The sequence below is a fragment of the Variovorax sp. SG517 genome, assembly GCF_013376045.1.
Taxonomy (GTDB): Bacteria; Pseudomonadota; Gammaproteobacteria; order Burkholderiales; family Burkholderiaceae_C; genus Variovorax.
Window position 1 is genome coordinate 280843 of the sequence record NZ_JABMJG010000003.1, and the last position, 12910, is coordinate 293752.

Annotated in this window: 4 protein-coding genes and 1 pseudogene; all 5 read left to right on the forward strand. The window is 71.7% G+C overall.

From position 1 onward, the window contains the following. Positions 1–179: 179 nt before the first annotated feature. Positions 180–8231: pseudogene (locus tag FHT32_RS10715) on the forward strand (amino acid adenylation domain-containing protein); the annotation flags it as partial. A 41-nt stretch (positions 8232–8272) separates the two neighbouring features. Then, positions 8273–9253 carry a TauD/TfdA family dioxygenase gene (locus FHT32_RS10720; protein ID WP_176664609.1) on the forward strand — a complete coding sequence of 327 codons (981 nt, stop codon included), beginning with the start codon at positions 8273–8275 and terminating at the stop codon, positions 9251–9253. 32 nt (positions 9254–9285) lie between these two features. Further along, positions 9286–10200 (forward strand): TauD/TfdA family dioxygenase, encoded by a 915-nt coding sequence (locus FHT32_RS10725; RefSeq protein ID WP_176664610.1) that lies wholly within the window; start codon positions 9286–9288, stop codon positions 10198–10200. After that, entirely contained in the window at positions 10197–11369 is a 1173-nt protein-coding gene (locus FHT32_RS10730) for a hypothetical protein (RefSeq protein ID WP_176664611.1), read from the forward strand. The genes FHT32_RS10725 and FHT32_RS10730 overlap by 4 nt, the downstream gene beginning before the upstream one ends. 24 nt (positions 11370–11393) lie before the next feature. Then, entirely contained in the window at positions 11394–12827 is a 1434-nt protein-coding gene (locus FHT32_RS10735) for a hypothetical protein (protein WP_176664612.1), read from the forward strand. Positions 12828–12910: the final 83 nt, after the last annotated feature.

A 12910-nucleotide genomic window follows, 5' to 3' on the forward strand; every position in this document is an offset into this window, starting at 1 on the left:
CGCGGATCGAGCAGGGCGAGCTGGTGCTCAAGGCGCCGCGCGGCGTGTTGACGCCCGGCGTGATGGCGTCGCTGAAGCTGCACAAGCAGGCGCTGATGAACTGGGTGGCCGCCAACGACGATCGTGCTGCCGCGGCAACACAGCGGCAGAAGAAGGGGAAGGAGCAGGAGCAGCAGCCGCGCATCACCCCGGGCATGCTGCCGCTGGTGCGGCTGGAGCAGGCGCAGATCGACCGCATCGTCGCCGCCACGCCCGGTGGTGCGGGCAACGTGCAGGACATCTATCCGCTCGCGCCGCTGCAGGAGGGCATCCTGTTCCATCACCTGCTGCAGCAGCAGGGCGATGCCTACCTGACCCGGCTGCTGATGGCCTTCGACAGCCGCGAGCTGCTGGACCGCTTCGTCGCCGCGATGAACGAGGCCATCGCGCGCCACGACGTGCTGCGGACCGCCGTGCAGTGGGACGGACTGCCCGAGCCGGTGCAGGTGGTGTGGCGGCGGGCTCGGCTGGAAGTCGAGACGCTGGAGTTCGATGGCGATGGCGATGGCGATGGCGATGGCGTGCAGGCGCGGCTGCAGGCGCATGCCGACCCGGCCCGCTACCGCCTCGACGTGCGCCGCGCGCCGATGATGCGCGGCTTCGCGGCCTTCGACGAAGCGCAAGGCGGACGCTGGCTGCTGCAGATGCTCTATCACCACCTGGCGATGGACCACGTCACGCTGGAGCTGCTGGCCCACGAGGTGGCCGTGGTGATGCAGGGCCGCAGCGCCGAGCTGCCGCAGCCAGTGCCCTTTCGCAACTTCGTCGCGCAGGCGCGGCTGGGCGCACGCGAAGCCGAGCACGAGAAGTTCTTCCGCGCGATGCTGGGCGACGTCGAGCAGCCGACCGCGCCCTTCGACCTGCTCGACGTGCAGGGCAACGGCAGCGACGCGGTGCAGGCGAAGCTGCGGCTGGCGCCGGCGCTGTGCGCGGACCTGCGGCGCATTGCCCGTGGGCACGGAACCACCGCCGCCAGCGTGTTCCACCTGGCGTGGGCGCAGGTGCTCGCGCGCTGCAGCGGCAATGGCCGCGGCGACGTTGTGTTCGGCACCGTGCTGCTCGGCCGGCTGCAGGGCGGCGAAGGCGCCGACCGCGCCATGGGCATGTTCATCAACACCCTGCCGCTGCGGGTGCGGCTGGAGGGGCGCGGCGCAGGCGCTGCGCTCGGTGAGACGGCCGCCGCGCTCGCGGAACTGCTGCGCCACGAGCACGCATCGCTCACGCTGGCGCAGCGCTGCAGCGGCCTGCCCGCGAACACGCCGCTGTTCTCGGCGCTGCTGAACTACCGCCACAGCCGCGAGCAAGCAGCGGCGCAAGGTGAGCAGGGCGTCACCGGCATCCATCACCTGGAGAGCCGCGACCGCACCAACTACCCCTTCGTGCTGCACGTGGACGACCACGGCGAGGGCTTCTCCATCACCGCCGAGATCGTGAAGCAGGTGGACGCCGCGCGCATCGCCGGCTGGATGCGCGAAACCCTGGAAAACCTCGTGCGTGCGCTCGACCGGGCGCCCGACACGCCGATGCGCGACATCGAGACCCTGCCGGCGGCGGAGCGCGAGCAGGTGCTGCAAGGCTTCAACTCCACCCGCGTTGACCGCGGCGACATCGGCGAACTGGTGCACGCGCTGTTCGAGCGCCAGGCCGACAGCGACCCCTCGGCGCCCGCACTGGAGTCCGCCACCGAACGGCTGGGCTATGGCGAGCTGGAGGCCCGGTCGAACCAGCTGGCCCGGCACCTGCGCACGCTGGGCGTGGTGCCCGACCAGCGCGTGGCGATCTGCCTGGAGGGCGGGGCTGCATCGGTGATCGCGATCGTGGCCACGCTCAAGGCCGGCGGCGCCTACGTTCCGTTGGACCCCGCGCTGCCCGGCGAACGCCTGGTGCACATGCTCGCCGACAGCGCACCGCTCGTGCTGCTCACGCAGGAGCGGCTGGTGCAGCGCCTCGCCGCGCCGCCTGCCTGCGAGCGCGTGCTGCTCGACGACATCGCCGCGGCGCCATGGGCGCAGGCCGCCGCGCCGCGGCCCGACCCGCACGCGCTGGGCCTGCGCGGCGAGCACCTGGCCTACGTGATCTACACCTCCGGCTCCACCGGCGTGCCCAAGGGCGTTGTGATGCCGCACCGCGCGCTGGTCAACCTGCTGGCCTGGCAGCGCGAACAGTTGCCGGGTGCGGCGCGCACCCTGCAGTTCGCGGCGCCGGGCTTCGACGTCGCGTTCCAGGAAATCTTCTCGACGCTGGCCACGGGCGGCACGCTGGTGCCGTTGCCCGAGGAGCTGCGGCGCGACCTGCCCGCGCTAGCCGGCTGGCTCGGCGGGCAGGGCATCGAGCGGCTCTTCCTGCCCTTCATTGCGCTCAATGCCTTGAGCGAGCTGTGGTCGCAGCATGGCGCGGCGCTGCCGCCGACGCTGCGCGACCTGATCGTCGCGGGCGAGCAGCTGCGCATCACGCCGGCGATACGGCGGCTGTTCGATGGCGGCAGTACGGCGCGCCTGCACAACCACTACGGCCCCACCGAAAGCCACGTGGTCACGACGTACACGCTCGCAGGCTCCCCGGACGAATGGGACGACCTGCCGCCCATCGGCACGCCGGTCGGCAACTGCCGGCTGTATTTGCTCGATGCGCAGGGCCGGCCCGTGCCGCGCGGCGTGGCGGGCGAGATCCACATCGCCGGCGCGCAGGTGGCGCGCGGCTATCTGAACCAGCCCGCGCTGAGCGCCCAGCGCTTCCTGCGCGATTCGTTCGCGGACAACGAGCGTGCACGCATGTACCGCAGCGGCGACCTCGGCCGCTGGCGCGACGACGGCACGATCGAGTACCTCGGGCGCAACGACTTCCAGCTCAAGATCCGCGGCCACCGCGTCGAGCCCGGCGAGATCGAGGCGCGCCTCGCGGAGCTGCCCGGCGTGCGCGAGGCGGCTGTGGTCGCGCGCGAGGACGTGCCCGGCGAGAGGCGCCTTGTCGCCTACGTCGTCGCGGACGGCACGCAGGACGCCATCGACCCTGCCGGACTGCGCCGGCAGCTGGCAATCCGTCTGCCCGAACACATGCTGCCGGGCGCCTTCGTGCCGCTCGCGGCCCTGCCGCTGACTCCGAACGGCAAGCTCGACCGCAAGGCGCTGCCGGCGCCCGAGGGCCTGGCCTTCGCCCATCGAAGCTACGAGGCGACGATGGGCGAGATCGAGGACACGCTCGCGCGGATCTGGTGCGAGCTGCTCGGCATGGAACGCGTCGGGCGCAACGACGACTTCTTCGAACTGGGCGGCCACTCGCTGCTCGCGGTGCGGCTGGTGTCGCAGCTGCGCGAGCGGCTCGGCGTGGAGCTGCCGCTGCCGGCGCTGTTCACCCATCCGCGGCTTGCCGACCTGGCGCGTGAGGTGGCGCAGGCGAGCCAGAACACGCTGGGCACGATCGCGCGCGCCGACCGCTCGGCGCCGCTGCCGATGTCCTTCGCGCAGCAGCGGCTGTGGTTCATCGCGCGGGTCGATCCCGAGGCGAGCAAGGCCTACCACGTGCCCGACGCGGTGCGGCTGCGCGGCCCGCTGGACACCGTGGCGCTGCAGGCCGCCTTCGACCGCATCGTCGAGCGCCACGAGGTGCTGCGCACCCGCTTCGTCGGCATCGGCGGCGAGGTGCGGCAGGTCATCGACGCGCCGCGCGGCTTCGCGCTGCTGCACGAAGACCGGCGCGGCATCACGGACGAGGCGCTGGAGCGCATCGTGCGCGAGGAGGCGCTGCGGCCCTTCGACCTTGCGCTGGGCCCGCTGATCCGGGGCCAGCTGCTGGCTCTGGGGCCCGACGACCACGTGCTGCTGGTCACGATGCACCACATCGTCTCTGACGGCTGGTCGGGCGGGGTGCTGGCGAAGGAGTTCTCGGCGCTGTATGGCGCCTTTCGCCAGGGCCGCCCCGACCCGCTGCCGCCGCTGGCCATCCAGTACGCCGACTTCGGCATGTGGCAGCGCCAGTGGCTGCAAGGGCCATTGCTGCAGCAGCAGCTGGAGCAATGGGTGCGGCAGCTGCGCGGCGCGCCGGCCTTGCTCGACCTGCCGACCGACCGGCCGCGCCCGCCGGTGCAGGACTACCGCGGCGCCAACATCGCGGTCGAACTCGACGCGGCGCTGGGCCGGGGCCTGCGCGCGCTGGGCCAGCGCCATGGCACCACGCTGTACATGACGCTGCTCGCGGCATGGGCGGTGGTGCTGGGCCGGCTGAGCGGACAGGAGCAGGTGGTGATCGGCAGCTCGCATGCCGGGCGCAACCGCGTGGAGGTGGAGCCGCTGATCGGCTTCTTCGTCAACACGCAGGCGCTGAAGATCGATCTTTCGGACGGCCCGAGCGTGGGCGCGCTCCTGGCGCAGGCGCGGCAGACGGCGGTGCAGGCGCAGAGCCTGCAGGACGTGCCCTTCGAGCGGCTGGTGGAGGCGCTCAACCCGCCGCGCTCGCTGGCCCACCATCCGGTGTTCCAGGTGATGCTGTCGTGGCACAACACGCCCGAGGCCGGGCTCGACCTGCCCGGCCTGCAGGCGCAGAGCCTCGGCGGCGGCGCGGACAGCGCGCAGTTCGAGCTGTCGCTGGAGCTGCGCGAGAACGGCGAGGGCATTGCCGGCCAGCTCAACTACGCCTGTGCCCTGTTCGACGAGGCCACGGTGCGCCGCCAATGGCAATGCCTGGAAGCGGTGCTGCGCGCCATGGTCGCCGACGACAGCCAGCCGGTGGACCGCATCGACCTGCTCGATGCCGATGAGCGCGAGTCGATCGTGGAAGGCTTCAACGAAAGCCATGCCGCCACCGCCGAGCCCGTGCTGGTGCATGCGCTCGTCGAGGAGCAGGCGGCGCGCCGGCCCGATGCGCCGGCGATCGAATACGCGGGCGAAAGCCTGGGCTACCGCGAGCTCAACGAGCGCGCCAACCGGCTCGCCCATCACCTGCGCTCGCTTGGCGTGAAGCCCGACGACCGCGTGGCGATCTGCGCCGAACGCAGCATCGGGATGGTCGTGGCGATGCTGGCCACGCTCAAGGCCGGCGGCGCGTTCGTGCCGCTCGATCCGGTCCATCCGGACGAGCGCCTGGCGCAGATGCTGGAAGACAGCGGCGCGATCGTGCTGCTGACCCAGCAGCGCCTCGACGCAAGGCTGCAGGCGCCGCAGCGATGCGCACGCGTGCTGCTCGACGCCGAGCTGCCGGACTTGGCCGCGGCGCCGTCCACCAACCCGGATCCGGCTGCCGTCGGCCTCAGGCCCTCGCACCTGGCCTACGTGATCTACACATCGGGTTCGACCGGCGAGCCCAAGGGCGTGATGGTCGAGCACCGCAACGTGGCCTTCTTCCTGCGCGCGATGGAGGCCTGCGTGCACGGCACGGCGCCCGACTGCCGGCGCGTGGCATGGAACTCCTCCTTCGGTTTCGACATGGCCGTGAAGGCCTGGGGGCAGCTGGCCTTCGGCCGCAGCGTGTTCCTGCTGCCCGAGGCCGACCGGCTGGGCGCGCAGGAGCTGCTGGCCTTCCTCGAAACCCATCGCATCGAGGCGATGGAGTGCACGCCTTCGCACCTGCGGCTGATGCAGGGTGCGGGCCTTTTGCAGGGGCGCGCGCCGAGCCTGCGCAAGCTGCTGCTCGGCGGCGAGGCGATCGACGCGGCCACCTGGAGCACGCTGGCGGCCGTCGAAGGGCGGCTCTTCTTCAACATGTACGGGCCGACCGAATGCAGCGTGGATGCGAGCTGCGGCGTCATCGACGGGCGCCGGCCGCACATCGGGCAGGTGATGCCTGGCGCGCGGATCTACGTGCTCGACGCGGCGGGGCAGCCGGTGCCTGTCGGCGTGGCGGGCGAGATCCACATCGGCGGCGCCGGCGTCGCGCGCGGCTATCTCGGCCGGGCCGACCTCAGCGCCGAACGCTTTCCGCGCGATCCGTTCGTGCACGATGCGCAGGCACGCATGTACCGCACCGGCGACCTCGGCCGCTGGCGCGAGGACGGCACGCTCGAATACCTCGGCCGCAACGACCAGCAGATCAAGCTGCGCGGCTTCCGCATCGAGCCCGGCGAGATCGAAGCCCAACTCGCGCGGCTGCCGGGCGTGCGCGAGGCGGCGGTGGTCGTGCGCGAGGACATTCCCGGCGACAGGCGGCTTGTCGCCTACGTGGTGGCCGGCACGGAAACGCCCGATCCGGCGAAGCTGCGCGCCGGCCTGGCCGCGCACCTGCCCGAGTACATGCTGCCTTCGGCCTTCGTGGCGCTGGCCGCGCTGCCGCTCACGCCCAACGGCAAGCTCGACCGAAAGGCGCTGCCCGCGCCCGACGCGCAGGGCCTGGCGCTGGGCCGCTACGAGGCGCCGCGGGGCGAGGCGGAATGCACCATCGCCGCGCTCTGGTCGGAGCTGCTGGGCATTGAGCGCATCGGCCGCCACGACAACTTCTTCGACCTGGGCGGCTACTCGCTGATGGTGTTCCAGGTCATCGAGGGGCTCAAGCAGAAGGGCTACGAGGTCGCGCTGCAGGACGTGCTGCTGGCGCAGCAGCTCAGCGCGCTGGCCGAGCTGATCGGCAAGCCGCGCGAGAACGTGGCGGACGCAAATGCGCAGTGGGTGACCATCCGCAAGGGCGGCAACGCGCGGCGCGCGCTGGTGTTCATCCACGAGCCCAGCGGCGAGGTGCTGTCGTACGAGCGGCTGGCGCGGCACGTCGATCCGGAAGTCGGCCTCTACGGCATCCGCGCCGACCGCGACGCGGTGCAGGCCGGAAGCCGCTACGAGGACCTGGCCGCGGGCTACGTGCGGCTGATCCGCGAGGCGCTGCCGCGCGGGCCCTACCGGCTCGCGGGCTGGTCGGCTGGTGGCGTGCTGGCTTTCGAGGTCGCGCGGCAGCTGATCGCGGCGGGCGAGCGGGTCGAGTTCCTCGGGCTCGTCGACAGCTGGCACCCCGGCGCGGGCGAGCGCGGCGTGTCCGAACTGGGCGAGCAGGACCGCAAGCTGCTGCTGGTGGCCTTCGCCGAGTACTACGGGCGCAAGCTGGAGGCGGGCGAGATCGAGCGGCTTCTCGCGGCCGACGGCCTGCCCGCGGCGATCGCGCTGGCGCGCGCAGAGGGGTGGCTGAAGAAGGACATGAGCCCGGCCGAGTTCGACGCGCGCGCGGGGCTCTGGTTCGAGCTGCGCGCGGCAGCCCATCGCTATCACGCGCGGCCGCTGGAGCTCGATGCGCACCTGTTCTCGGCACTGCCGGGGGATGCGGGCGACCCTACCAACGGCTGGGGCGCGGTCTTCGGCAACCGGCTGCAGGTGCATCCGGTGGGCGGCGACCACTGGAGCATCATGATGGACACCGGGCACGCGGCGCGTGTCGGCGCCGCGATCGATTCGATCCTGGCCCGGCTCGATGGCACGGCGAGTGCGCCTGCCGTGGCCGGCCGCCCACCGGCGCACGGTGCGGCGGTGACGATCAGAAGCGGGGGCACGCAGGCACGCAAGGTGTTCTGCCTGCCGGGGGCGGGTGCCAATGCGACTTCGTTCCTGGAGTTCGCTTCGCGCAGCCCCGGCGACGCCAGTTTCATCGGCCTGGAAGCCCCCGCGCTGCTGGGCCGCGACGGCGAGCCGCCCACGCTGCAGGAGGCGGCGCGGCGCTACGTGGATGCGATCCGCGCGCTGCAGCCGCAGGGGCCCTATCACCTGATCGGCCATTCCTTCGGCGGCTGGGTCGCGCTGGAAGCGGCGCGGCAGCTGGCCGGAGCCGGTGCGACGGTCGCGCCGGTGGTGCTGGTCGACACCGATGCGCCGCGCACCGAAGGTTTCGGCGACCGCGCCCACGCGCTGCGCGAGTACCTGGCACTGATCCGGCTGCAGGGCGGAAAGGAGCACGGGCTCGACGCCAGCACGCTGGCCGTGCTGCCGGCCGGCGAGCAGACGGCATCGGTCTTCGAGGCCATGCGGCGCGCCCGCCTCCTGCCGCCCAGCGCGCGGCGCGCGGACTTCGCGCCGGTGCTGGAGATGTTCTGCCGCCAGTGCGCGATCGGCTACCGCCCCGAGGGCGAGTTCACCGGCCTGGCGTTGCTGCTGCGCGCGGTTTCCGGCGACGAGGACGACGCCGTGAACCTCGACGCCTGGCGCACGCACGAGCCCCGGCTGCGCAGCTTCGACCTGCCCGGCAGCCACCACCTGTCGATCCTCAGGCCGCCGCATGTGGATCGCGTGATCGAGATCGTCGGGCGCCACTGGTACCTGGGGCAGCGCGCATGAGCGGGGCGGCGGCAACCCTCGCGGACTCGCGCGAGGCCGAGGACTTCGAGGACGGCCTTCCGCATCTCATCCACGCCGATGCCGAGCTGGCCGGTGGCAGCACGGCCGATGCCGAGGGCTGGTTCGGCGCAGCGATGCCGCGCCTGGAGCCCATGCTGCTGCGCGCAGGCGCGCTGCTGTTTCGCGGTTTCCCGTTGCGTGAGGCCGAAGACTTCCGCCGCGCGGTCGCGGCGATGGCGCCCCGGCAGCTGCTCGACTACGCGGGCGGCACCTCGCCGCGCAGCAAGGTGGCCGAGGGCGTCTACACCTCGACCGAGTATCCGAAGCAGCTGGAGATTCCGCTTCACAACGAGATGTCGTACAGCCTGCGATGGCCGCAGCGCCTCTACTTCTTCTGCGCGACCGCGCCGCAGGCGGGCGGCGAGACGCCGCTGGCCGATTCGCGGCGCGTGCTGCAGGCGATGCCGGCCTCCATCGCCGAGGAGTTCGAGCGCCGCCAATTGATGTACGTGCGCAACCTCGCGCCGGCGCATGCGCCCTACAACGCGTGGAGCAAGGCCTTCGAGACCTCCGACCGCGAGCAGGTCGAGGCCCATTGCCGCGAGATGGACATCGGCTGCGAATGGCAGCCCGGCGGCGGCCTGCGCATCCACGAGCGGCGGCCCGCCACGCGCGTGCATCCGCTGAGCGGCGAGCGCGTCTGGTTCAACCAGGTGCACCTGTTCCACGCCTCCAATACGCCGACGGGCGCCAAGGTCGATGCGCGCATCGAGGCCGGCTTGCCGATGGCGGCGTACTACGGCGACGGCGGGCGCATCGACGGCACCACGCTGGCCGCCGTGCGCGAGGTGTTGCGCGCGCAGCGGCGCACTTTCGCGTGGCGCCAGGGCGACCTGCTGGTGGTGGACAACCTGCTGGCGGCGCACGGGCGGCTGCCCTTCGACGGGCCGCGCCGCATCCTGGTGGCCATGTCCTGAAGAGATCAACGAACGAAGCTGTGAAAGAACCCATGCAAATCACTTCGACATCCCGCGAGCCGCTGGCGCCCTGGATACGGCAGAACCGCGATCGCATCGACGAGGCGCTGTGGAGCGACGGCCACGTGCTGTTCCGCGGCTTCGAGGTCGGTGGCCTGCCGGGCTTCGAGGACTGCGCGGCCTCGGCCTGCGACGCGCTCTACAGGCACTACGGCGACCTGCCGCTGGCCAGCGCGGGCGACAACGTCTACTTCGCCACGCCGTATCCCAAGCACCTGGAGATCCGCTTCCACAACGAGGCCTCGCACACGCAGAGCTGGCCTTCGCGCCAGCTCTTCTTCTGCCTGGAGCCGGCCTCCGAGGGCGGCGAGTGGACCCTGTCCGACGGACGCCAGGTGATCGAGCGGCTGCCCGCGCAGATGCTCGAGCGCTTCCGCGAGTTGGGCCTGGTGTATCGGCGGCGCTTCATCCGCGGGCTGGACACCTCGTGGCAGCAGTTCTTCAAGGTCCAGACCCTGGACGAGCTGCGCGGGAAGATCGAGGCCAGCGGGCACGAGATCGACGCCATCTCCGAGAACGACATCACCGTGTCGTACCGCACCCATGCCGTGCTGCGGATTCCCGGGCGCGGCACCGAGGCCTGGTTCAACCAGATCCTGCTGCACCACCCCGATGCGCTGCCGGCCGAGGTCGATGCGATGCTGGGCAAGCACTTCCGCCGCGACGAGTTTCCGCGCACGGTGTTCTTCGGCGACGGCAGCCCGATCCCGGCGGACTGGGTGCGCACCATCGACCGCGTGCTGCTGGAATGCTCGGTCCGCATCCCGACCGAGGCCCACGACGTGCTGCTGGTCAACAACCTGCTGATGGCCCACGGCCGCCTGCCCTACAGCGGCAACCGCCAGGTGCGCGTGGCGCTGGGCGACATGCATGAGGTGGCCGCGTGATCCGCCGCCAGCACGTCGCCGCCGACTTCTTTGCTGAAGCCGAGGCCCTGCGCGCGGCCTATGACGAGAAGGTGGGCAACGCCTACCGACAGTCGGTCCAGTGGCAGTACTTCTGCGATCCGCGCATGTACACCTACCTGCGCACGACGCCGCAGCAGGTGTTTCCGCAGCCGCTGTGGCGGCGCTTCGACCGGCACCTGCGGCAGTGGTGCATGGAGCACGCGGGGCTGGTTCCGACCGGCGAGCCCAACCTGCACCTGATGGTCAATGGCTGCACGCTGGGCCTGCACAGCGACTTCCAGAACGGCACGCTGGGCTTCGTCTATTCGCTCACGCGCTGGCAGTCGCGCAAGTTCGCCGGCGGCGAAACGCTGCTGATGCGCGACGGCGTGCCCAGCTACAAGAAACACCACGTGCACGGCGAGGCGCTGTACGAGCTGGTGCCGGCGCAGTTCAACCAGCTGCTGCTGTTCGACGACCGCATCGTCCACGGCACGCCGGCCATCCAGGGCAGCATGGACCCGCTGGAAGCGCGCATCGCGCTGGTCGGTCACCTGCGCGCCGGCTCGCCGGTGGTGGCGGGGCCGCTGGACGAGGCTGCCGCGCGCGAAGTGGTCGCCGGATTCCATCGCGCGCTCGCCGAACCGCTGAGGCCCCTCAGGGACGTGCAGGGCGTGATGAGCTTCCGCCTCGCGGTGGCGGCCGGCGGCGGCGTGGAGTCGGTCGAGGTGCTGACCGACAACTTCGTCACCGCGCAAAGCGGCTACGAAGCGAACGACGAGGTCGCGGCGGCGCGCGCGCTGGTGCTCGATGCGGCGGCGAAGCTGCGCTTTCCGGCCGCGGGCGGGCCCTCGAAGCTCATCGCGCCGGTGCTGCTGCCGCTGCCGGAGCTGCGGCCGGTCGAGATCGCCGTTGCGCATGCCGGTCGCCCGGCCGTGTTGCGCGAGGCGCTCAAGGCGCAGCTGAAGGAGGTCGAGGCGCTGGGTTTCAGGATCGAGCCGCAGGGCGACGACTTCGCGGTGCGCGAGCCGCTGGCGGGCACGATCCGCATCGAGGGCCATCGCGTCGTCGCCTCCTTCGACGCGCCGATGTGGGTGCCCTCGCAGCGCGAGCATTTCCAGGCCGCGCTGAACGAGAAGCTGGGCATGCTGGCCCGCTACGCCGGCTGACGGGACGGCAACGGAGCGCGGGCGATGTCGATGCTCGATGGCGCGATCGTCCTGGTCGCGGTCGGCCTGGGGCTGATCGCGGCGGCGACGAGGCGGGTGAGCGGGCGCGCGGTCTTCGCGGTGTCGGCTGCGTTGCTGGCCGCCTGCGCCTTCCAGCTCTGGCGCGATGGCCTCTATTGGCAATACCTGCCCGTCCATGCGTTGCTTGCGGCGCTGCTGGTGCTCGGATGGAGGCGAAGCCGGCCGGCGCCGCGGCGCGCGCTCGCATGGCTCGGGCGCAGTGGCATCGCGGGGCTGGCCGTGGCGGCGCTGCTCGCGTGGAGCTTCGTGCCGGTGCCGGAGCTGCCCGCGCCGCACGGACCTTATGCGGTCGGCAGCCAGGTGTTCCGATGGGTGGACGGCGAGCGGGCGGAAGATGCGACCGCCGATCCGGATGACCGGCGCAACGTCGTGGTCCAGGCCTGGTATCCGGCAGAACCGGGGCAGGGCGTGGCGCCGCGCTACATCGACGGCCTGGGAAGGCTGCCGTCCTTCGTGTCGCTCATCCCCGGGCTGGCGATGCAGCGCTACGACCGCATCGACGCGCATGCGCGCCTCGACGCGCCGGTGGCTGCGCAACGGGCGCGCTGGCCGGTGGTGCTGTTCTCGCCGGGGTATGGCGCGTCGCGCGCGTTCTATTCCGGGCTTCTTGCCGACCTGGCAAGCCGTGGCTTCGTGGTGCTCGCGCTGGACCATGCCTACGAGGCGCCGGTGGTCGAACTGGCCGACGGCCGGCTCGCGACGCCAACCGAGCGCTTCCTGCCCGACGATCCGGATCGCCTGCGCTACATGAGCGAACGGCAGTCGGTGCGTGCGGCCGACCTGCGCTTCGTCGTCGGGCAGGTCGGCCGGCCCGGCGCCTTCGGGCCGATGCTGTCCGGGCGGCTCGACGCGCAACGCATCGCCGCGATCGGCCATTCCTTCGGCGGCGCGAGTGCGGTAGAGGCGGCCATGGAGGATGCGCGCATCCGCGCCGTCGCCAACATCGACGGAACGCTCTACGGCCGCGCGGCCGCCGATCCGATGCCGGTGCCGTTCCTGCTGCTGGAAAGCGATCACCGCGAGACGCGGCATTCGCGGCACTACCTGCAAGGCAACCTGGCGCTGGTGCAGCACGCGCGCGCCGGCGGCTATCGCTACCAGATCGCCGAGGCGAATCACTACGGCTTCACGGACGTGCCGCTGTATCTGTCGGCGCCGGCGCGCTTCGCGGCTGCCGCGCTCATCGGCGGGTCGCGCGGCCCGGCGCGGACGCAGGCGGCCGGCAACGACGTGCTGGCCGCGTTCCTCGCGGGGCCGTTGCTGGATGCACCCGTCGACGTCGCTGCTGCAACGGCGCGGCATTCCGGACTTGTTGGCGAAGCGTTCGCGCCGCGATCGGGTGAGCCGGCGGCGAGGGCGGAAGGCGTTCGGCCGTAGTCGAACCGATGCCTCCTTGTCTCTTTCATCGGGGCTCGACAGGCACAGGAATTCTTAGGTTCTCATTCCTGTTCGATGTAATG

Excerpts from the sequence above, each read along its gene's own strand:
- FHT32_RS10725 (WP_176664610.1), top strand. The coding sequence starts at position 9,286 with ATGCAAATCACTTCGACATCCCGCGAGCCGCTGGCGCCCTGGATACGG.
- FHT32_RS10720 (WP_176664609.1), top strand. The coding sequence starts at position 8,273 with ATGAGCGGGGCGGCGGCAACCCTCGCGGACTCGCGCGAGGCCGAGGAC.
- FHT32_RS10735 (WP_176664612.1), top strand. The coding sequence starts at position 11,394 with ATGTCGATGCTCGATGGCGCGATCGTCCTGGTCGCGGTCGGCCTGGGG.